21 protein-coding genes and 1 pseudogene are annotated in these 19,106 nt (G+C 63.9%); 11 read left to right on the forward strand and 11 right to left on the reverse strand.

The genetic code is table 11. The annotated features are described in order from the left end of the window. Positions 1 to 35 precede the first annotated feature (35 nt). Positions 36 to 629 carry a hypothetical protein gene (locus P9228_RS25520; protein ID WP_127241490.1) on the reverse strand — a complete coding sequence of 198 codons (594 nt, stop codon included), beginning with the start codon at positions 627 to 629 and terminating at the stop codon, positions 36 to 38. 145 nt (positions 630 to 774) lie between these two features. On the opposite strand from P9228_RS25520, the gene P9228_RS25525 reads away from it, so the two are divergent. Continuing rightward, a complete protein-coding gene (locus tag P9228_RS25525) occupies positions 775 to 1,908 on the forward strand; it encodes a metallophosphoesterase (protein WP_278056176.1) in 1,134 nt (377 codons plus the stop codon). 128 nt (positions 1,909 to 2,036) lie between these two features. On the opposite strand, the gene P9228_RS25530 is transcribed toward P9228_RS25525, so the two are convergent. Both P9228_RS25530 and P9228_RS25535 read right to left on the reverse strand, forming a co-directional pair. Then, positions 2,037 to 2,216, reverse strand: a complete 180-nt coding sequence (locus P9228_RS25530) for a CsbD family protein (protein WP_095784086.1) — start codon at positions 2,214 to 2,216, stop codon at positions 2,037 to 2,039. A 165-nt stretch (positions 2,217 to 2,381) separates the two neighbouring features. After that, positions 2,382 to 2,561 (reverse strand): CsbD family protein, encoded by a 180-nt coding sequence (locus P9228_RS25535; protein WP_278056179.1) that lies wholly within the window; start codon positions 2,559 to 2,561, stop codon positions 2,382 to 2,384. 141 nt (positions 2,562 to 2,702) lie between these two features. Between P9228_RS25535 and P9228_RS25540 the strand changes: the two genes are divergently transcribed. The 4 genes and pseudogenes from P9228_RS25540 (at position 2,703) to P9228_RS25555 (ending at position 5,197) form a co-directional block, all read left to right on the forward strand. Next, a complete protein-coding gene (locus tag P9228_RS25540; protein ID WP_278056181.1) occupies positions 2,703 to 3,023 on the forward strand; it encodes a metalloregulator ArsR/SmtB family transcription factor in 321 nt (106 codons plus the stop codon). Further along, on the forward strand, positions 3,023 to 3,802 hold the full coding sequence (locus P9228_RS25545; RefSeq protein WP_278056183.1) for an SRPBCC domain-containing protein: 780 nt from the start codon (positions 3,023 to 3,025) through the stop codon (positions 3,800 to 3,802). Before P9228_RS25540 ends, P9228_RS25545 begins: the two co-directional genes overlap by 1 nt. A 197-nt stretch (positions 3,803 to 3,999) precedes the next feature. Further along, a pseudogene (locus P9228_RS25550) lies at positions 4,000 to 4,317 on the forward strand (YkgJ family cysteine cluster protein); the annotation flags it as partial. A 268-nt stretch (positions 4,318 to 4,585) separates the two neighbouring features. Further along, positions 4,586 to 5,197, forward strand: coding sequence for a LysE family translocator (locus tag P9228_RS25555; protein WP_095824659.1), 612 nt, complete (start codon positions 4,586 to 4,588; stop codon positions 5,195 to 5,197). Between the two features lie 327 nt (positions 5,198 to 5,524). On the opposite strand, the gene groL is transcribed toward P9228_RS25555, so the two are convergent. The 5 genes from groL to P9228_RS25580 all read right to left on the reverse strand — a co-directional run bounded on the left by groL (position 5,525) and on the right by P9228_RS25580 (position 9,756). Further along, on the reverse strand, positions 5,525 to 7,177 hold the full coding sequence (gene groL, locus P9228_RS25560) for a chaperonin GroEL (protein WP_067324836.1): 1,653 nt from the start codon (positions 7,175 to 7,177) through the stop codon (positions 5,525 to 5,527). Between the two features lie 69 nt (positions 7,178 to 7,246). Beyond that, positions 7,247 to 7,543: a co-chaperone GroES gene (gene groES / locus P9228_RS25565; RefSeq protein ID WP_095801333.1), complete on the reverse strand. Its 297-nt coding sequence runs from the start codon at positions 7,541 to 7,543 to the stop codon at positions 7,247 to 7,249. Positions 7,544 to 7,801: 258 nt separating this feature from the next. Then, positions 7,802 to 8,863 carry a hypothetical protein gene (locus tag P9228_RS25570; protein ID WP_127216890.1) on the reverse strand — a complete coding sequence of 354 codons (1,062 nt, stop codon included), beginning with the start codon at positions 8,861 to 8,863 and terminating at the stop codon, positions 7,802 to 7,804. Between the two features lie 99 nt (positions 8,864 to 8,962). Continuing rightward, positions 8,963 to 9,592 carry a class I SAM-dependent methyltransferase gene (locus P9228_RS25575; protein WP_278056189.1) on the reverse strand — a complete coding sequence of 210 codons (630 nt, stop codon included), beginning with the start codon at positions 9,590 to 9,592 and terminating at the stop codon, positions 8,963 to 8,965. Beyond that, complete coding sequence (locus P9228_RS25580; protein ID WP_278056191.1) at positions 9,589 to 9,756, reverse strand: hypothetical protein; 168 nt, start codon at positions 9,754 to 9,756, stop codon at positions 9,589 to 9,591. Before P9228_RS25580 ends, P9228_RS25575 begins: the two co-directional genes overlap by 4 nt. Before the next feature lie 73 nt (positions 9,757 to 9,829). Here P9228_RS25580 and P9228_RS25585 point away from each other — a divergent pair, with 73 nt between their 5' ends. Beyond that, positions 9,830 to 10,681, forward strand: a complete 852-nt coding sequence (locus tag P9228_RS25585; protein WP_278056192.1) for a hypothetical protein — start codon at positions 9,830 to 9,832, stop codon at positions 10,679 to 10,681. On the opposite strand, the gene P9228_RS25590 is transcribed toward P9228_RS25585, so the two are convergent. After that, positions 10,678 to 11,439, reverse strand: coding sequence for an SDR family oxidoreductase (locus tag P9228_RS25590; protein ID WP_067324842.1), 762 nt, complete (start codon positions 11,437 to 11,439; stop codon positions 10,678 to 10,680). The two genes, P9228_RS25585 and P9228_RS25590, sit on opposite strands and share 4 nt — an antisense overlap. Before the next feature lie 106 nt (positions 11,440 to 11,545). On the opposite strand from P9228_RS25590, the gene P9228_RS25595 reads away from it, so the two are divergent. Continuing rightward, the gene (locus P9228_RS25595) at positions 11,546 to 12,445 is read left to right on the forward strand and encodes a LysR family transcriptional regulator (RefSeq protein ID WP_067324844.1); all 900 of its coding nucleotides are present in this window, start codon (positions 11,546 to 11,548) and stop codon (positions 12,443 to 12,445) included. Between the two features lie 204 nt (positions 12,446 to 12,649). Here P9228_RS25595 and P9228_RS25600 read toward each other — a convergent pair whose 3' ends face one another. Further along, complete coding sequence (locus tag P9228_RS25600; RefSeq protein ID WP_095824850.1) at positions 12,650 to 13,276, reverse strand: TetR/AcrR family transcriptional regulator; 627 nt, start codon at positions 13,274 to 13,276, stop codon at positions 12,650 to 12,652. A gap of 111 nt (positions 13,277 to 13,387) precedes the next feature. Here P9228_RS25600 and P9228_RS25605 point away from each other — a divergent pair, with 111 nt between their 5' ends. The 4 genes from P9228_RS25605 to P9228_RS25620 all read left to right on the forward strand — a co-directional run bounded on the left by P9228_RS25605 (position 13,388) and on the right by P9228_RS25620 (position 18,052). Further along, a complete protein-coding gene (locus tag P9228_RS25605) occupies positions 13,388 to 14,572 on the forward strand; it encodes an MFS transporter (RefSeq protein WP_278056196.1) in 1,185 nt (394 codons plus the stop codon). Positions 14,573 to 14,585: 13 nt separating this feature from the next. Next, the gene (locus tag P9228_RS25610; protein ID WP_278056198.1) at positions 14,586 to 15,866 is read left to right on the forward strand and encodes a D-arabinono-1,4-lactone oxidase; all 1,281 of its coding nucleotides are present in this window, start codon (positions 14,586 to 14,588) and stop codon (positions 15,864 to 15,866) included. Further along, positions 15,863 to 16,999, forward strand: coding sequence for an alanine racemase (locus P9228_RS25615; RefSeq protein ID WP_278056199.1), 1,137 nt, complete (start codon positions 15,863 to 15,865; stop codon positions 16,997 to 16,999). The genes P9228_RS25610 and P9228_RS25615 overlap by 4 nt, the downstream gene beginning before the upstream one ends. Before the next feature lie 117 nt (positions 17,000 to 17,116). Beyond that, the gene (locus P9228_RS25620; RefSeq protein ID WP_278056201.1) at positions 17,117 to 18,052 is read left to right on the forward strand and encodes a bifunctional helix-turn-helix transcriptional regulator/GNAT family N-acetyltransferase; all 936 of its coding nucleotides are present in this window, start codon (positions 17,117 to 17,119) and stop codon (positions 18,050 to 18,052) included. 163 nt (positions 18,053 to 18,215) lie between these two features. Here P9228_RS25620 and P9228_RS25625 read toward each other — a convergent pair whose 3' ends face one another. Then, entirely contained in the window at positions 18,216 to 19,049 is an 834-nt protein-coding gene (locus P9228_RS25625; RefSeq protein ID WP_278056203.1) for an AraC family transcriptional regulator, read from the reverse strand. Positions 19,050 to 19,106: the final 57 nt, after the last annotated feature.

Raw genomic sequence — 19,106 nt, forward strand, 5'->3', positions numbered from 1 at the left:
AGGATCATCTTAAGTCCCTGACTGAAAGGCAGCCTTCACTCCCTCAGCGGCTTGATCGTCTCGAACCCCACTTCGCTCTGCGCGCTCGTCCCCTCGTCGTAGCGTCGCGCCAGCACCGCTTGCAGGTCGGGCGAATAGAGCGCGGTGAAGCTGTCGATCACCGCGCCGGAATCGCCGGTCAGCGTCTCTTTCACCGTCAGCACCGTGTATTTGCAGTCGCCCAGCTTGTAGGTGTCCTTGCCCTTGACGCTTAAAGCCAGTGTTTCGGTGCCCTTCGGCGCCTTCTTCGCCGAAAGCCGCACGAACTCGGTCTTGCTCTTGGCACCGGCCTTCAGCGGGAAGAGCTTTTTGAGGTCGCCGAGCGGGATCATTGACAGCCGGCCCGTGTCGCTATCGCGGAAAATCTCGATCAGCCCGGCGTAGAGATATTGCGTCTGCGGCGATTGCGACTGGTAGTTGTTGGCGACCGCGACCATGCCGCCCGGCGCCGGCCGGAACTCGCTGCGGATGCCGGGCTTCTCCAGCACGAAGCCGGCCTTGGCGGATTTGGCGTCCACGCAGTCGGCCGCCTCGGCGGTGCCGGTGAGGGCAAGCATGGAGAGGGCCACACAGGTCGTCACGGGTTTCATGCCTTCTCCCCTGGAAATGTGTTCTGGAAGGAATGACAGACCCTCTCTGCGCTGTCGACCCAAAGTGCCCTTCACGAATTCAACCAATGCTTGAAAAGAGCCGCCAATCTGGACGATCCGGCGCTGAAAATGTTCCAATGGCGCGATGATGAATCGCTTATCCTCAGCATTTTTGTCCCGGCGCGATTTCCTGGCCCGGGTGGCCGGCCTTGCCGCGACCTGCGCCCTGCCGGACACCACTTTCGCCCAGACCGGCCAGCCTATCCAGCCGATTGACGCCACCTTCCTGTTCATCGCCGATATCCATGCCTGCCGCATGGCGACCGGGCTCAGCCCGCATTGCGAGCAGGAGGGCAAGACCGACGCGGCATTGCTGCGCAATGTGGCCGTGCTCAACGCAATCGACGACAAAGAGTGGCCGGCCGAGATCAGCGGCGCTGCCACCGGCCTGCGCTCGGCCGGCACACGCATCGCCACGCCGCTCGGCCTCGTCACCGGCGGTGACATCACCGATGACGGCGGCGGCCAGATCACTGAGCCGAGCGAAGGCACGCAGCTTCTGCAGTTCAGCCAGCGCTACCAGCAAGGCATCGGCCCCGATCGCGTGCATGTTCCGGTCTATGTCGGGCTCGGCAATCACGACCTCGACCAGAATGGGCCGAAGCGCCATGTCGACTGGTACCGTCGCGAGATGCGCGACTATGTCGAGGTCAACCATCGCCCCGGCGTCTTCTTCAAGCCGCCGGTGCCGGCGACCAATTACGATGTCGACACCGACTGCTATTCCTGGGATTGGGGCGGCCTGCACCTCGTCCAGACGCATCGCTTCGCCGGCGACACCGGCCATGACGCGATAGGCAGCCTGCCATGGCTGAAGCAGGATCTGGCGACCTATGCCGGCGACGGCCGTCCGGTGATTCTCTTCCAGCACTATGGTTGGGACACCTTCTCGGTCGAGCGCTGGGATCCAGTGAAGCGCACCTATGGCGAAGACGGCGCCGGCCGTCCGCACTGGTGGGGCGACGCCGACCGCCAGGCGCTTCTCGCCACGCTGAAGGGTTATAATGTGATCGCCATTTTTCACGGCCATCAGCACGCAGTGCCGATGATCTACCGGCGCGACGGGCTCGACCTCGTCAAGCCGAAGGCGGCTTTCATGGGCGGCTTCGCGCTGGCGCGGGTGACCGATGACCACATGGACGTGGTCTTGGGTGAGGCGGCCGGCGACCATGGCGAGGTCGTCTTCACCAACGCCTTCGCCAAAAGCTGGGCCACCTGAACGGAGAAAGCGCGCCAGGTAAGTTGCGCCAGGCCCGTTGTTCGAGCTGTTCTGAGGTCTTGGCGCGGTCGACGCTCAGACGACGAACAGGCCGCGCGCGGGTCGGCCATTGCCCTCGCGGCTATGGGTCAGAGCGCCTTGCGAGCCTTGTCCTTCACGTCGCCATAGGCCTTGCGAACCCTGCCGGCAATTCTTTCGGACATGCCTTCCACCTGCAGGCGCCGGCTGCCGGTGGCCTTGCCGGCCGCCTGCTTCAGCCTGCCTTTTACCTGCTTGGCGATGCCGGCAACTTGATGCCTGTTCACCATATCCGCATCTCCTGGGCCTGGAATAGGGGCGGGACGCGCCAACCGCATCCGCCACGACAACGAACGGGCAATGTTTGAGTTCCGTGCGGCCTGCGCATCACGCCGCTGTCGGCATGACGGACAGCCCGTGCCGGGCGTTCGAGATCTGACCGCGGGGCCTGCTGGTCACATCGCCTTTTTGAGCATGGCTTTCATGTCGCCACAGGCCTTCTGCACCTGGCCTGCCGACTTGTCCGCCATGCCCCTGATTTCCATCGGCCGGTTGCCGGTGGCCTTGCCTACGGCTTGCCGGATCGAACCTTTGATCTGCTTCGCCAAGCCCACTATTTGGTCCATGTTCACCATCTCCGCATCTCCCGGAGATCCAATTCGCGAGGAGAAACGGGCCGGAGTGCTTCGCGGTTCCGTTGCGCCAAAGCACACCGGTCGAGGATAATTGACCGGCGACCGAATTCGGCATAATATGTAACCAAATGGATACGCATTATGCCGCAGGCTGAGCACGACCGTTCCGTCTTCCGCGCCATCGCCGATCCGACGCGGCGCGCCATCCTCGACCGGCTGCGGCAGGGCCCCGCGCCGGTCAAAGAACTGGCGTCCGCCTTCTCGCAGAGTCGGCCGGCCATTTCCAAGCATCTGAGGATACTGCGCGAGCTCAACGTCGTTTCCGAGCAGCGGCAGGGCCGCGAGCGAGTCTACCGGCTGGAGCCGGCGGAATTGAAGGATGTCGCCGACTGGATCCTGCCTTACCGAGACTTCTGGCAGCACAGCCTCGGCAATCTCAAATCCTACCTGGAGAATGAATGATGGCCATCCAAGACAAGCCGCGCGCGATCGCCGACATTTCCGCCGGTACCATCCTTGCCACGGTGACGATCGCCGTGCCGCCGGAGCGCGTCTTCCGCGCCATTACCGCTGAGGACCAGATCCCGCTCTGGTGGGGCGCCGACAACATGTACCGGACGACGAAGCACACGGCCGATGTCCGGCCGGGCGGCGCCTGGCGCTCGGAAGGCAAGGGCGCGGACGGGCAGGACTTCCATGTCGCCGGCGAGTATCTCGAGGTCGAGCCGCCGCATCGTCTGGTGATGACCTGGAAGGCGCCCTGGGACGGCGATAACCTCACCACCGTCACCTATACGCTCGAAGCCGTCGAGAACGGCACCCGGCTGACGCTGCGCCATGACGGCTTCGGGTCGCGACGGGACTCCTGCCGCGATCACGGTTCCGGTTGGGAGCGCGTGCTGGGCTGGTTGGACGAATTCCTTGCCAAGGAGACGGCTGCCAGGTCGCCTTCGGTCTTCCATTGCCGGCTGATTCCGCCGCGTCCGGATTTCGCCTTCACCCTGACGGAGGAGGAGGGGGCGCTGATGAATGCGCATGCCGACTATCTGCGCGGCCTGCTTCGTGAAGGCAGAATGATGATTGCCGGCCCAGTCGCCGATCCAGTCGGACCGTGGGGGCTTCTGATCCTGCAGGTCAGCACCGAAGCCGAGGCCAGGGCCGTGACCGAGGGCGACCCTGTGGCGCGTTCCGGCCGCGGCTTCCGCTATGAAATCCTGCCGATGATGGGCACAATCATGTAAGGCCACTAGAAAACGCCTCTCGCGCTTTTTCAGGGCGCGGGAGGCGTCTTTTGTCATCAGTTTTTCTCGATTGCTCATGAATTGCTGACGACAGGCCCAAAACTGCCAGGCAGGAAAAAGGTTCCCGGCAAAACAAAAATTTTTTGCTCGGCCGGATGCGGCGCATCTCCCGGCTCCGTGCTAAGGGCACTGGCAGCATGAGGATAGCCTTGCCGCACGACCGACCCTTCCTGACCCTGCTTGACGCATCAGCCGCCTTCGACTGCCAGAGCTGCGGCGCCTGCTGCGCCTATTCGGCGGACTGGCCGCGCTTTTCGACCGAAGAGGATGCCGAGCTCGACCGCATCCCCGATGAGCTGGTCGCGACCGACCTGTCAGGCATGCGCTGCGAGGACGGCCGCTGCACCGCGCTTCGCGGCGAGGTGGGCAAGCAGACGGCCTGCGCGATTTACGAAGCCCGCCCGCATGTCTGCCGCGCCTGCATGCCCGGCGGCGACGACTGCCTAATGGCAAGGGCCGCCCATGGGCTGGCGGCGGAGAGCGTGATCTCCCCCCTCGAGGGGGAGATGGCCGCGAAGCGGTCAGAGGGGGTCGTCTCACATAAATCGCCAACGTGATCGCGTCGCGGAAAAGGCCGCGCTCTACACGAGGCGACCCCCCCTCTGTCGCCTTCGGCGACATCTCCTCGCGAGGGGACCACAAGGGGGAGATTACTTTCTTCCCCGCTTGCCCACGCTCGGACCTCCCGATACCTTCCGCGCCGTGCAGGCCATGGAGGAAACCGTGAGCATCGAATTCCTGTTGACGTCGCTGATTATCGTCGCTTCGCCCGGCACTGGCGTTCTCTACACGCTGAGCGCCGGCCTCTCGCGCGGCGCTCGCGCCGCGATCATCGCCGCTTTCGGCTGCACGCTGGGCATCATCCCGCACATGGCGGCGGCCATCACCGGCCTTGCGGCGGTGCTGCACACAAGCGCCGTCGCCTTCGAGACTCTGAAATATCTGGGCGTCGCCTATCTGCTCTACATGGCCTGGAACACGCTGAAGGAGAAGGGCGGCCTTGCTCTCGATCAGAACGCCGCGCCACGCTCTGTCCGAAAGGTGATCACCTCCGGCATCCTGGTCAACATCTTGAACCCAAAACTGTCAATCTTCTTCTTCGCCTTCCTGCCGCAATTCGTCAGCACCACGGAGCCGCACGCTTTCGCCAGGATGCTGGAACTGTCCGGCGTCTTCATGCTGATGACCTTCCTTGTCTTCGTCGTCTACGGCGTGTTCGCGGCTTCGGTGCGCAGCCATGTCGTGTCGCGGCCGATGGTGCTGACCTGGATGCGCCGCACTTTCGCCGGCGCCTTCGTCATGCTGGGAGCCAAGCTGGCGCTGGCGGATCGGTAAGCGAACCGTGATATAGCCCATCGCCTCGACTATCGCCCGTCCGCGACGCGGATCAGATTGACGCAGGGATGGCCGAGCGCTGGCGCTGGCGCTGCTGATCTCCCCCTCAAGAGGGGAGATCGGCTGTTGCGCAGGCCTTCGCCAATCGCAACAGTATAGAAGCCCGCCTTTGGACCGGCTGCCCGCATGCCAAAACAAAAAGGGCGACATGTCTGCCGCCCTTTCCATATTCGCTATGGGACCGGACTTCTTAGAAGTCCATGCCGCCACTCAAGCCCGCTTGCGGGCTTGAGCAATGTTAAATGATGGGCGTGCTTTATGGACTTCTTAGAAGTCCATGCCGCCCATGCCGCCCATGCCGCCGCCAGGCATACCGCCCGGCATACCGCCGGCGGCTTCCTTCTTCGGAGCCTCGGCGATCATGGCTTCGGTGGTGACCAGCAGGCCGGCGACCGAGGCCGCGTCCTGGAGAGCGGTGCGAACGACCTTGACCGGGTCGACGATGCCCATGCCAATCATGTCGCCATACTCGCCGGTCTGGGCGTTGAAGCCGTAGGTCGCAGCCTTGTTCTCGAGGATCTTGCCGGCAACGATCGAAGCCTCGGCACCGGCGTTGGCCGCGATCTGGCGGGCCGGAGCCTGCAGCGCGCGACGAACGATGGCGATGCCCGCGGCCTGGTCAGCATTGACGCCGGTCGCCTTGACGGCGTGCGAAGCGCGCAGCAGCGCGACGCCGCCGCCGGGGACGATGCCTTCTTCAACGGCCGCGCGGGTCGCGTTCAGAGCGTCGTCAACGCGGTCCTTCTTTTCCTTGACCTCGACCTCGGTCGCGCCGCCGACGCGGATCACCGCGACGCCGCCCGCGAGCTTGGCCAGACGCTCCTGCAGCTTCTCCTTGTCGTAGTCCGAGGTGGTCTCCTCGATCTGCTGCTTGATCTGGGCAACGCGGCCCTGGATCTCGGCCTTCTTGCCGGCGCCGTCGACGATGGTGGTGTTCTCCTTGGAGATCGACACCTTCTTGGCGCGGCCGAGCATGTTGAGGCCGACATTCTCGAGCTTGATGCCGAGGTCTTCCGAGATGACCTGGCCACCGGTCAGGATGGCGATGTCTTCCAGCATGGCCTTGCGGCGGTCGCCGAAGCCCGGAGCCTTGACGGCGGCGATCTTCAGGCCGCCGCGCAGCTTGTTGACGACCAGCGTGGCCAGAGCCTCGCCTTCGACGTCTTCCGAGATGATGAGCAGCGGCTTCGAGGTCTGAACGACGGCTTCCAGGACCGGCAGCATGGCCTGCAGGTTGGAGAGCTTCTTCTCGTGCAGCAGGATGTAGGCGTCTTCCAGATCGGCGACCATCTTGTCGGCGTTGGTGACGAAGTAGGGCGAGAGATAGCCGCGGTCGAACTGCATGCCTTCGACGACTTCCAGCTCGGTCTCGGCGGTCTTGGCTTCCTCGACGGTGATGACGCCTTCGTTGCCGACCTTCTGCATCGCTTCCGCGATCATCTTGCCGACCGACTCGTCGCCATTGGCCGAGATCGTGCCGACCTGGGCGACTTCCTCGGAGGTCTTGATCTTCTTGGCAGCCTTGCCGAGAGCGGTAACGACTTCGGTGACGGCGAGGTCGATGCCGCGCTTCAGATCCATCGGGTTCATGCCGGCGGCAACGGCCTTGTTGCCTTCCTGGACGATGGCCTGGGCGAGAACGGTCGCGGTGGTCGTGCCGTCGCCGGCGATGTCGTTGGTCTTCGAAGCGACCTCACGCACCATCTGCGCGCCCATGTTCTCGAACTTGTCCTCGAGCTCGATCTCCTTGGCGACGGTGACGCCGTCCTTGGTGATGCGCGGGGCGCCGAACGACTTGTCGATGACGACGTTGCGGCCCTTCGGACCGAGGGTGACCTTCACCGCGTCGGCGAGGATGTTGACGCCGCGCAGCATGCGCTCGCGGGCATCACGGGAAAACTTTACGTCTTTTGCAGCCATTGTAAGCTCCTGGCAGGGGTTCGGGTCGAACCCGCAGATTCAAGATTCAGTTGACGGTGAGGCCGATGATCAGCCGATGATGCCCATGATGTCGGATTCCTTCATGATCAGAAGGTCCTCGCCATTGAGCTTGACTTCAGTGCCCGACCACTTGCCGAACAGCACACGGTCGCCGGCCTTGACGTCCAGCGGCACGAGCTTGCCGGCTTCGTCGCGAGCGCCGGAGCCGACGGCGATGATCTCGCCTTCCTGCGGCTTCTCCTTCGCCGTATCCGGGATGATAATCCCGCCGGCGGTCTTGGATTCGGATTCGACCCGGCGAACGACCACGCGGTCATGAAGCGGGCGGAACTTGGACTTTGCCATGTTGTCTTCCTCGAATGAGAACGGTGAGAACTGTTCCTCCATCCGGCGAGGCCGGATATAAGTTAGCACTCACCTAAGGCGAGTGCTAACGTGGCGCTGAGATAGGCTGGTGGCTTGCGAGAGTCAAGGCGCGCGGGGAGGGGCAATGGCGCAAAATTTTTTCCATGTACCGACGTGGTTCTGAAACACAGTGGTTGCCCCACGACTACTTGGCAGAAATTGCTCGTGAGTTCGATGGGACGGCCGAGCATCGGCTGCTTAATATCCAAGCCGCAAGCCGATCTCCTGAGTTTCAAGATCGACGAGCAAGCTGTTTCTTTCAAAATACCGGATACCGACGATATTACGTTCAAGGCCAGGGACAATTTCCACCTCAGGCTTGTAGGTGGTTGTAAAATTCCAATCGTCCTGGCCTTCGGTTTTCACCACCACCTTGGTGCCGACATTCAATGATGCATACGGTTTGGATGTATCGGTTGGGACCATTATGGTTGAGTTGCCGGTGTCGTACAGCGTCGGCCGACAAACCGGCTCAGAGCCCCATGAGAGACAGGAGTCAAGAGTGGGGAAATTGTATCGCGGGCTGGCCTGTTTCCATTTTTGTATCTTGAAATTCTTCTTCACGTCATCTGGGATGCCGACGTGGAGGGCTTCTACCTGTGGGCAGTTGCCGGCCTCATTTGTGCAGGCTTTCCACTTACTGCCGATCGCAGAAAGGTAGTAACCTCTATGCAGGCCGGGTCCCACGCTCACTGCGTCCATTGGCGATTTGATCATCTGATGTGGCCCGTCGCCCCCAATGGGCGAGATGCCAAAGATGCCTTTTGGCCAAAGCGGGCCGCCGACAACTTCACCTGTGTCGCGCCTGACTTTCTTGTAGCGGATTAGGAACGATATTCGCCTGTCCGTGGAGGCCAGCGCGCTTGACGAACCAAAAGTCACACGCGCCGAAGCGATATTTCCATACTCATCGTAGGTGCCATAGTGCATGACCACTTTTTGGGTCGTGACAATTATACCGTCCAATTCCAGGGTTTTCGCAACCTTGATACCGTTCTCGGAGCATAATCCGGCGGGGAGCGTCGAACGACAATCGATCGTCATTCCGCTTGAGCCGGTATCCAGCAAAAGAGGCTGATTGATTTTCCGGTTTCCGAGAGAGAGAATTCTCACATAGAGCATACGAATATTCTTAGGGCTCCCCGGATACTCAAGTTTTATCAAGGGAATGGTTGCGGGAGTGCCATCGGCTCCGGCAGGAGAGGACGGATAGAGGAGTGCGCACAACAGGATCGACAGCAATGCCGCAAGTATCTTCATGCCCGAGCCCATCTTTTTGGCCGATAGATTTCGACGTGGCGAAGATGAATTATTGCAGGGCGCTTTGCAATTTTTGCGTCACAGCTCTGCCTGTAGATTTCAGCGGTTAGGTGGCCCCAGCACCAGCAGCGGACACCGCTCGGCGAGCCCGTAGCTTCCGGTCGAGGCCAATCGGACGGCTTTGAAGAAGACCTCGGCTTCCTCGATCAAGACGGCCGCCGGCGCAAAACTATAGACGGCGGACGAGTTCCGGTAGACGTCTATGGTTCCGATGACCGGTAGTTCCCATCCGGTTCGGGCCGACAGCTCCTCGCGGTCGGGAAACACCCTTTCGAAGTGTTCGAGGATGGCTTTGACCGGGATCGTGTAATCCGGCGCGTCGCCGATCGCGGTCATGGCCACGCGCCATCTGAGCTCATGGAAAGTCGAGACGCCGCCGCTTAGTGCCAGAGCGCGGACATCCTTCGGGTCGTCCGGCGTTGCGGGAGAGGCGTAAAGCCTGATGCCGGCGCGGCCGTCGGACTTGAGCGCGCGCGCGATCGACGCAAATAGGGTGCGCCTGAGGCCGGCGGCGCCGATGACCGAGAGACATCCGTCGCCGATCAGCGCCTCGACGCTTGCATCGGCGAACGGCAGATCGAACCAGTCGCCCTGCACCGCCTTGCGCGTATCGGTGTCGCCTGGCCAAATGCCGGCAATCATGTCCGAAGACTCGTCGACCGCCGTCATCGTGGCGCCGAGCCGGCGAGCTCGGGTGTCACGCCGAGCATCACGACATCCGACGGGGCAAGGCCGAGCTCGCGATCGTAGGTTTCGATAACCTCCGCCGGCCGCCGCAGGGGTGAGCCAAGCAACTGCCAATGTTTGCGAATTGCATTCCAATGCTCGGTCATGCAAACCCCAGCCCGGTAGCGCGTTGTATCCGCTCGAATAGTGGACGACGCTTGATAGGCCAAGTGGGGAACAATGGCACGCATCGCCGTTATCACGCATGAGTTCGACCGCTTCCAAAGCCGGCGCGGGCTGCTATGGCGCCGGGACAGCCCGTACATGCTCTTCGATCTGCTGGAGGAACTGAAGCGCCGCGGCCATTCGGTGCAGGTCCTCAGCGGCACGTCGGCGAAGCCGGCCGCCGATATCGCGGTGCTGCATGTCGATGCGACCGTAACGTCGCCCGATTATGTCGAGTATGCCCGCGCCTTTCCCTTCTGCCTCAATCTCGGCGCCGCCGATATTTCCAAGCGCCGCATCAGCGGCGCCGTCGTCGGCAAGGACGACGGCTGGAAGGGGCAGGTTATCGTCAAGAGCAGCCTCAACCATCGGGGAACGCCGGAACAGCAACTGAATCGGCGCGCGCGGCGCGCCGGCAAGCCGATGCCGTTTCCCGGCGTCCAGTCTTTCGACAAATACGAGATCCATGCCTCGCTCGCCGACGTTCCGGCGGAGCTGTTCGGACGCGAGGACCTCATTGTGGAAAGATTCATTCCCGAGCCTGAGCCGGATGGCTTTGCCGCCCGTTTCTGGCTGTTCTGCGGTGAGCGCGAGCGCTGTACACGCCATGTCTCGCCGCAGAGCCTGGTCAAGGGCGACGACACGATCCGTCGCGAGGCGGTTCCGGTGCCGGACGAGCTTCGCGCGCTAAGGCGCAAGCTCGGCTTCGACTACGGAAAGTTCGATTTCGTCATGCATGAGGGCAGGGCGGTGCTGCTCGATGCCAACAAAACGCCTGGACGCGCCCGCAATCTGTCGAGCTTCATCGCCGCCGGCAATGCCAATCTTGCCGACGGCTTCGAAGGGTTGATCCGCCAACACGCTTAGATATTCATGCCGCCCGAGACCTCGATGCGCTGGGCGTTGACCCAGCGATTGTCCTCCGACAGCAGCGAGGCGATCATCGGCCCGATATCGTCGGCGACGCCGGCGCGGCCGAGCGCCGTCATGCCAGCCACGACGCGGTTGATCTCGGCGTCGTCGCGCACATGGCCGCCGTTGAAGTCGGTGGCGATGGCGCCGGGCGCCACGGTGTTGGCGGTGATCCGGCGCTGGCTGAGCTCCTTGGCGAGGTAGCGCGTGAACACCTCGATGCCGCCCTTCATCATCGCATAGGCGGCCGAGCCCGGAACCGAGAAGCGCGCCAGCCCGCTCGACACGTTGACGATGCGGCCGCCATCGTTGATCAGCGGCAGCAGCGCCTGGGTTAGGAAGAACACGCCTTTGAGATGGATGTTCATCAGCGTGTCGAATTCCTCTTCCGTGGTCTCGGCGATCGGCTTGCGCAGGCCGGTCCCGGCATTGTTGACGAGATAATCGAAGCGGTCGCGCTGCCAGGTTCCCTGAAGCGTCTTTCTCAATGCCGCGACGAAAGCCGGGAAGGTGGCAACGTCGCCGGCGTCGAGCTCGAGCGCGGCGGCGCGGCCGCCTGCGGCCTCGATCTCGGCGATCGCCGCCTTCGCCTCGTCGGCGCGCGAGCGGTAGGTGAGGATGACGTCGACGCCCTTGCGGGCGAGGTTGAGCGCTGTGTTGCGGCCGAGGCCGCGGCTGCCGCCGGTGATGAGGGCAATGGCGCGAGTGGTCATGGTGAAAATCTCCGTCTTGGCGATGGTGATCCATATACTCGCGCGAATGACCGATATAATCTGGCATGGATTGCCAGCTCTATTCAAGATTTGCGAACAATCAGCGATGGACAGGTTCGACAGCATGCGGCTCTTCACCCGCGTCGTGGAACGGCGCAGCTTCACGGCGGCGGCTGCCGATCTCGGCCTGCCGCGCTCCAGCGCCACCGCCGCGATCAAGCAGTTGGAGGAGCGGTTGGGCGTGCAGTTGCTGCGTCGCACCACGCGCCACGTCACCACCACGCTCGACGGTGAAGCCTATTACCAGCGTTGCATCGGCATCCTCGCCGACATCGAGGATGCCGAGGGCGGCTTCGGCGCGCATGAGGTGCGTGGGCGCCTCAGCGTCGACGTCAACGGCCATATGGCGCGCACCTTCCTGCTGCCGGAACTGCCGGCGCTGCTCGCCCGATATCCGGGCCTGACCGTGCATATCGGCGAAGGCGACCGCCTCGTCGACCTCGTGCGTGAAGGCGTCGATTGCGTCATCCGGGCCGGCACGCTTCCCGACAGCGACATGATCGTGCGGCGTCTCGGCATCGCGCGCGAAATCACCGTGGCCAGCCCCGCCTATCTCGAACGCCACGGCGTGCCGCGCACGCCGGACGACTTGGCTGGGCACATGATGATCGGCTTCGTGTCGTCGCGCACGAGGCAGGTGATGCCGCTGGAATTCACCGTCGACGGCATGGTTCGCGAGATCGTCCTGCCGTCGCGGGTCACGGTCGCCAATTCGGACACGAGTGCTGCGCTGGTCCGGCTGGGCTTCGGGCTGTTCCAGGCGCCAAGGCTCCGATATGCGGACGACCTCGAGGCAGGCCGGCTGGTCGAAGTGCTTCCCGATTTTCCGCCGACGCCCACGCCGATCTCGGTGCTCTATCCGCCGAGCCGGCAGTTGTCGCCACGGGTCAGGGTGTTTGTCGATTGGCTGGTGGAGATCCTGGGGCCGAAGCTGGATGCGGGGTAAGTTGGCAATCGCGGAGGAGATCGTATCCAGCGGTCGTCATCCTAGGGCGGAGCAAGGAGCGAAGCGACGCGCGCAGACCCTAGGATCCATGCCGTGACGCTAAGGCGTTGCAAGGATTGCAGAATTCTCCGCCGTTGCGCTCTATGACGGAGTCGCCGCATGGATCCTCGGGTCAAGCCCGAGGATGACCACCGTTAGGCATGCCTACAAAAACAGCCGCAACTGCGCGTGGATGATCGACCGGTAATCCTCGATCGTGCGCCGGCCTTCCGCCTCGTCCTGCGTCAGCGCCAGCCGCACGACGCCGCCGGCGAGCTGAAAGATCAGGAACACCACGCGCCCGAACGCCTCGCGCTGCTTAGGCTTCAGCATCGGCGCCACACGGTCGCAGAACATCTTCGCCTGATGCCGCGTCTCGGCGATGTCGAGATGCTGCAGCGCCTTGTCGGCCTGGATCGCGTTCTGCAGATCCTGGATCGCCGGATCCGCCGCGACACGGCCGTAGTAATCGTCGAGCAGCCGATCGGCTGCAGCGGTCACGTCATCCACTCCCCGGATATCGGCGATGATCGCGCCGAAGCGAGCCCGGCTCTCCTCCGAGAAACGCTCGTAGAGCATCGCCAAGATCGCCGACTTGCTTGGAAAATAATGATAGACCGTGGCGATCGGCCCGCCCGCCAGCGCGCCGACTTCCTTCATCGTGACCGCGTCTATGCCCTTCTCGCCGATCAGCCGCATGGTCGTAGCGAGGATCGCGTCGATGCGCTCGCGGCTGCGCTCCTGCTTGGGCCTGCGTCTGGGTTCCGTCGCCGTTTGCCTAGTTTGCCTCATCTCGCGCGGGCAGTCGTTGATTCTCGGTTGACAGGAAACTGATCAAGTATCAGTTTCGTGAATGCTGACAACTTGTCAGCTTTTTCACCGGGCTGCAAGGGAGGGCGCCTCGTGACTGCAACCGATGCCGCGCATGCGGAAAATGGCGACTGGCTGGTCGGCAACCCGACCGGCCTGCAACTCGCCGCGGCGCTCTGGATCGGCTCGGTCGGCCTGCTCATCCTGGGCTTGCAGCCGGTGCTGCCCGGCGCGCTCTACAGCGAAGGTCATGTCACCGGTGACGAGCTGGCACTGGTCGCCACCGCCGAGATGATCGCGATCGCCATCGGCTCGGCGATCGTGGCGATGCTCCTCCCGGCGCGCAACATGCGCCGGAAGAGCGCCGCGCTTTTGGTGCTGCTGGCGCTCGCCAATTTCTGGACCGCCTATGCGATGAGTTCCAATACGCTGATCGGGGCGCGCACGCTCGCCGGGCTTGCTGAGGGTGGCTTGGTCGCCGTGGCGACCGAATTGATCGCCCGCTCGCGCCGGGCCGAGCGCATCGGCGGCTATTTCGTCACGCTGCAGACCTTGGCGCAATGCGCGCTGGCGCTGCTGCTCGCGCTTTATGCGGTGCCTGCCGCGGGCGCGGCCGGCGGCTTCGTCGCGCTTGGCGTTGTCTGCCTGTTGTCGCTCGTCGTCGCGTGGATCGTGCCGGACGACTACGCCGACCTGCCGAAGGACGAGCATTTTGCCAATGTGCTCACCTTGCCGGCGATCACGGCGCTGCTGTCGATCTTCTGCTACTTCATGTTCTTCGGCGCCGTCTGGGCATTTCTGGAGCCGCTCGGCGCCGAGTTCGGCATAGACGGCCGCACCGTCGGCCTGATGGTCTCGGCAAGCCTCGCCGCGCAGGTCATGGGCGCCATGACCGCCACCGTCTTCGAAGCGCGCATCGACTACCGCTTCGCCATCACCGTCATCGGCGCCATCGCGACGATCAGCTCGGTGCTGCTCGCTTCCGGCCCTGGGCTTTTGGTCTTCTGGTCGGTGGCGATGGTGATGGGCTTCATCCTGCTCTTCATCGTGCCCTACCAGATCCGGCTGGCGATCACCGCCGACGAGACGCGCAACGCGGTACTGCTTGTGCCGGCGGCGCAGCTCTTCGGCCTCGCCATCGGCCCGGTGGCCGCCTCGCTGCTGATCGACGGCCAAAATTTCCGGCCGGTGCCGGAATTCGCCGCGGCAAGCGCGTTGGCCAGCGTGGCGCTGCTCGGCGTCTTCGTGTTGGTTGCGCGCCCCCGCGTTCCAGCCTGAGCGGGAGGTGACGATGGCAAACGCCTGGAGCAACTGGTCGGGTTTCGTGAACGCCGCGCCGAAGCTGATCGCCACGCCAGCCGATGTCGGCGAACTGGCCGATCTGGTGCGTTCCGCGCCCGGTCCGCTGCGCGTCGCCGGCGCCGGCCATTCCTTCACGCCGCTGGTGCAGTCCGACGGCACCATCATCTCGCTGGCGAAGATCGAGGGGCTGGTTTCGCATGACGCCGCAGCCAATCGGGCACGCCTGAGGGCGGGGACAAGGCTTGGCGCGCTGATGCACATCCTGCAGGACATCGGCCAGGGCCTGCCCAATATGGGCGACATCGACAAGCAAGCGATCGGCGGCGCGCTGGGCACCGCGACGCATGGTTCCGGCCCGACGCTCGGCGCCTATCATACGCAGCTCGAGACGGTGCAGTTCGTCGACGGGCAAGGCAAGCTGCGCGAATACAGCCGGGCGGGCGACCAGGATATGGTCCATGCCACCGGCGTCGCGCTCGGCGCTTTCGGCGTGCTCACCGAAGTGACGATGAACAACATCCCGACCTACTGGCTGCGGCGCCGCAAATGGGTGTTACCGATCGGCGAAATGCTGCGCGACTTCGAGACGATGATGGGCGCACACCGTTCGGCAGAGTTCTATTACATCCCGTTTTCCGGCTATGCGCAGTTCATCGCCAGCGATCTCAGCGACGCAACGCCGGCGTCGCGGCCGACCGAGGATGACGAGGAGGGCCTGGCGACGTTGCGCAAGCTGCGCACCGTGCTGCGCCGGCTGCCGGCGCTCCGCCGGGCGCTGATCAAGGGTGCGGTCAAGAAGGTGCCGGCCGAGGATTATGTGCAGGACTGGCTCAACGTCTACGCCAGCGACCGTCGCACCAAATTCAACGAGATGGAGTACCACCTGCCTTACGAGGACGGTCCCCGGGCGCTGGCCGAGATCATCGCGCTGACCGAAAAGCATTTCCCGGAAGTCTATTTCCCGATGGAGGTGCGTTCGGTCGCCCCGGACGAATTCTGGCTCTCGCCCTTCCACAGGAGGCTGACCTGCTCGATCGCCATCCATCACGACGCGGCGAACGATCCGCTGCCCTTCATGCGCGCGGCCGAGCCGATCTTCCGCAAATATGGCGGGCGGCCGCATTGGGGGAAGATGCACAGCTTGACGGCCGCGGATTTCAAGAAACTCTATCCGCGCTGGGATGACGCAATGGCGGTGCGCCGCGACATCGATCCTGGGAACCGCTTCGTGTCGCCCTATATGGCCGGCCTGTTCGGCATCCAACAATGAGCGCCTATTTCGCCGAGCTGTCGAAGGCGCTCAAGGCCGCCGAAATCTTTCGGCCCTGCCTGGTGCTCGACCGCGACCGGCTGGACGCCAACATCGCGCTGGTGAAGCAGAGGCTGGCGCCGGGTCTTGCCGTGCGCCTCGTCGACAAGTCGCTGCCTTGCCTGCCGCTGCTTTCGCATATCTCCAAGTCGCTCGAAACCGACCGCTTCATGACCTTCCATCCGCCGGTGACGCAGGCGGTGCTCGACGCCTTTCCCGGGGGCGATCTCCTCTATGGGAAGCCGATGCCGGTAGGTGCGGCGAAAGCGGCGCTGGCTAGAGGCGACGCCGGCGGGTGGTCGCGCGTCTGCTGGCTGATCGACACGCCGGAGCGCCTGTCCGAATACGGTGCGCTCGCCGCAGCGTTCGGCACCCAACTGCGCTTCGCTTTCGAGGTCGATGTCGGTCTGCATCGCGGCGGCTTTTCCGGTCCTACCGAGATCGGGGCGCTGGCCATACCGAAGGGCCTGCGCTGCGAAGGCATCATGGCCTATGAAGCGCATGCGCCGGAAATTCCCGGGCTGTTCGGCGGCGCGGCCGGCGCGCTGAAAAAGGCCGCGGCGAAGGCTGCCGAGTTCGTCGCGACCCTCGATGCGGACCAGCGCCGCATCCTCAACATCGGCGGTTCCAAGACGGCGCTGCTGCATGGCGGCGGCGTGGCCAACGAAGTGTCGATCGGCTCGGCCTTCGTGCTGCCCAGCGATTTCGATACGCCCGGCCTCGACGGCTTCCGGCCGGCCGCTCTCATTGCGACGCCGATTCTGAAGGCGCTCGATCCGGTGCTCCCCGGCCCGGCGGCTATCTCCCGCACGCTGCAGGCGCTCGGCCTCTTCCCGAAGAAGGCCTGCTATCTCTATGGCGGCAAGTGGATGGCCGAACCGGTGTTCCCCGAAGGCATGAAGCCGAACGGCCTGATCGGGCTGTCTTCCAACCAGCAATTCATGGGGCTGCCGGCGGGCGCGGAGGTGAAGCCCGGTGACTACGCCTTCCTGCGGCCGACGCAGAGCGAGGCGGTGCTGCAGCATTTCGGCTCGCTCGCGGTGTTTGCCGGTGGGCGCATTGTCGAGTCCTGGCCGGTACTGCCGATGGGGTAACGGGCGCCCCAACTGTCTTCGTCGCGATCCTTCGCGCCCCCTCTGTCCCGTCGGCCTAAATTTATTTGACTAAGTCAACTAATTGGTGGATCCTGTCCGCGACAGGAGGAACTCCCCATGACCATCCACGATCACCCCGGCAACAAGCGCATCGATGCCGTCCGCGCCTTCAACCGCTTCTACACCCGCCAGATCGGCCTGCTCGACGAGGGCCTCCTAAAGAGCCCGTTCTCGCTGACCGAGGCTCGCGTGCTTTACGAGCTTGCCCATCGCGACGGGCTGGTCGCCAGCGACCTGGTGCGCGACCTCGATCTCGACCCCGGCTATGTCAGCCGGCTGCTGAAAAAATTCGAGGAGCGCGGCCTGGTCGAACGCGCCGCCACGGAGGCCGACGCGCGGCGGTCCTCGATCGCGCTGACGCCCGCGGGCAGGGAGGCCTTCGCGCCGCTCAACCAGGATTCGCACGACCAGGTGCGCGCGCTGCTCGATCGCCTGGCGCCGACCGACCAGGAGCGGCTGGTCAAGGCGATGCGCACGGTGCAGGACCTGCTCGGCGACAAACCCCAACCCAAAGTGCCTTATATCCTGCGGCCGCTGCAGGTCGGCGACATCGGCTGGATCACGCATCGCCAGGGCCTCATCTACGCGCAGGACTATGGCTGGGACGAAACCTATGAGGCGCTGGTTGCCGAGATCCTCGGCGAGTTCGTCAAGAACTTCGTTCCGCAATGGGAGCGCAGCTGGATCGCCGAGCGCGAAGGCGAGGTGGTCGGCTCGGTTTTCGTCATGCGCAAGTCGCCCAAGGTGGCGAAGCTCAGGCTGCTCTATGTCGAGCCGTCGGCGCGCGGCCTCGGCATCGGCCGGCGGCTGGTCGACGAGTGCATCGCCTTCTCGCGCGCCAAGGGCTACAAGACGCTGACGCTGTGGACCAACGACATTCTTGGCTCGGCCCGCCGCATCTACCAGGCGGCGGGCTTCAAGCTGGCCGAGGAAGAGCGCCACCATTCCTTCGGCAAGGATCTTGTCGGCCAGACCTGGAACTTGGAGCTGTAGCGCCTTTTCCTTCTCCCCTTGTGGGAGAAGGTGGATCGGCGCGCAGCGCCGAGACGGATGAGGGGTGTTCCAGGGAACGCCGGCGTTTCACTCCGCTGGAACACTCCTCATCCATCGCCTTCGGCGAGACCTTCTCCCGCAAGGGGAGAAGGAGGAAGGCGTCTCAACCTTTGATCGGCACCCAGATCTCCAGCCCGCCATTGCCGCTGCGCGGATGGAATTCGGGGCCGTAACGCTCGAAGTCCGGGGCGTCGGCGATCTCATGCCCGGATGCAGGCAGCCACCTGTTCCAGATGGTATTGACCGTGCGTCGCATGGTCGAGATGTGCTCGCGATGCGCAAACACGGCGTATTTCTGCGCCGGCACTCGAACCCGGCAAAAATCCTTCGGCAGATCGGAGAAATCCGACACCTCGACGCCGGCGACATAGTCGAAATTGCCGGCATCGTCGGCATTGGTGCAAACGCCGTAGGCGACGCCGGGCACCTCGCCGGGAATGTTGCCGATATAGGGTCCGAAGCGCTGCCACAGCATTGGGATGCCGGCGCTGGTCGCGCAGCTGTAGCGCTCGCCGAGCCCGGCGATGAGAAACGCCCGGCTGGTCTCGAAGCGCGGCGGCTCGAGCGCGGTGAGAACCGAACTGTCCATGAGGATGGGCTCCACGAGGTCGAGGTTTTGGGTCGAGCCTCCAGCGCGCACCAGTTCCGGCGTGGTGCCGAACTGGTCGCGGAAGGCCCGTGTGAAAGCCTCATGCGAGCCGTAGCCGGCATCGAGCGCGACCGCCAGGATGTCGCTCGCGCCGCCCGCGAGCTTGCGCGCCGCTTCGCTGAGCCGCCGCGCCCGCATATAGCCCATGACCGACCGGCCGGTGGCGGCGCTGAAGGCGCGCGTCACATGGAAGCGCGACACGCCGCTGCTTGCCGCGACATTGTCGAGCGAAATCGCATCCGGCAGATGGCTTTCGACAAACCACAGCGCTTTCTCGGTCGGGTTCATACGGCTCCTCGCATTTGGCGCGGCCACACTAGTCGGCGCTCCGACAGGCAGTTTGAT

The sequence above is a fragment of the Mesorhizobium sp. WSM4898 genome, from assembly GCF_029625845.1.
Classification (GTDB): domain Bacteria; phylum Pseudomonadota; class Alphaproteobacteria; order Rhizobiales; family Rhizobiaceae; genus Mesorhizobium.

What these genes read in the sequence shown, in the direction of transcription:
- groL (WP_067324836.1), bottom strand. Translation starts at nt 7,177, where the DNA reads ATGGCTGCAAAAGACGTAAAGTTTTCCCGTGATGCCCGCGAGCGCATG.
- P9228_RS25580 (WP_278056191.1), bottom strand. Translation starts at nt 9,756, where the DNA reads ATGACCGAGCATTGGAATGCAATTCGCAAACATTGGCAGTTGCTTGGC.
- P9228_RS25525 (WP_278056176.1), top strand. Translation starts at nt 775, where the DNA reads ATGATGAATCGCTTATCCTCAGCATTTTTGTCCCGGCGCGATTTCCTG.
- P9228_RS25620 (WP_278056201.1), top strand. Translation starts at nt 17,117, where the DNA reads ATGACCATCCACGATCACCCCGGCAACAAGCGCATCGATGCCGTCCGC.
- P9228_RS25545 (WP_278056183.1), top strand. Translation starts at nt 3,023, where the DNA reads ATGGCCATCCAAGACAAGCCGCGCGCGATCGCCGACATTTCCGCCGGT.
- P9228_RS25520 (WP_127241490.1), bottom strand. Translation starts at nt 629, where the DNA reads ATGAAACCCGTGACGACCTGTGTGGCCCTCTCCATGCTTGCCCTCACC.
- P9228_RS25575 (WP_278056189.1), bottom strand. Translation starts at nt 9,592, where the DNA reads ATGACGGCGGTCGACGAGTCTTCGGACATGATTGCCGGCATTTGGCCA.
- P9228_RS25570 (WP_127216890.1), bottom strand. Translation starts at nt 8,863, where the DNA reads ATGAAGATACTTGCGGCATTGCTGTCGATCCTGTTGTGCGCACTCCTC.
- P9228_RS25585 (WP_278056192.1), top strand. Translation starts at nt 9,830, where the DNA reads ATGGCACGCATCGCCGTTATCACGCATGAGTTCGACCGCTTCCAAAGC.
- P9228_RS25595 (WP_067324844.1), top strand. Translation starts at nt 11,546, where the DNA reads ATGGACAGGTTCGACAGCATGCGGCTCTTCACCCGCGTCGTGGAACGG.
- P9228_RS25625 (WP_278056203.1), bottom strand. Translation starts at nt 19,049, where the DNA reads ATGAACCCGACCGAGAAAGCGCTGTGGTTTGTCGAAAGCCATCTGCCG.
- P9228_RS25530 (WP_095784086.1), bottom strand. Translation starts at nt 2,216, where the DNA reads ATGGTGAACAGGCATCAAGTTGCCGGCATCGCCAAGCAGGTAAAAGGC.
- P9228_RS25610 (WP_278056198.1), top strand. Translation starts at nt 14,586, where the DNA reads ATGGCAAACGCCTGGAGCAACTGGTCGGGTTTCGTGAACGCCGCGCCG.
- P9228_RS25535 (WP_278056179.1), bottom strand. Translation starts at nt 2,561, where the DNA reads ATGGTGAACATGGACCAAATAGTGGGCTTGGCGAAGCAGATCAAAGGT.
- groES (WP_095801333.1), bottom strand. Translation starts at nt 7,543, where the DNA reads ATGGCAAAGTCCAAGTTCCGCCCGCTTCATGACCGCGTGGTCGTTCGC.
- P9228_RS25540 (WP_278056181.1), top strand. Translation starts at nt 2,703, where the DNA reads ATGCCGCAGGCTGAGCACGACCGTTCCGTCTTCCGCGCCATCGCCGAT.
- P9228_RS25615 (WP_278056199.1), top strand. Translation starts at nt 15,863, where the DNA reads ATGAGCGCCTATTTCGCCGAGCTGTCGAAGGCGCTCAAGGCCGCCGAA.
- P9228_RS25590 (WP_067324842.1), bottom strand. Translation starts at nt 11,439, where the DNA reads ATGACCACTCGCGCCATTGCCCTCATCACCGGCGGCAGCCGCGGCCTC.
- P9228_RS25600 (WP_095824850.1), bottom strand. Translation starts at nt 13,276, where the DNA reads ATGAGGCAAACTAGGCAAACGGCGACGGAACCCAGACGCAGGCCCAAG.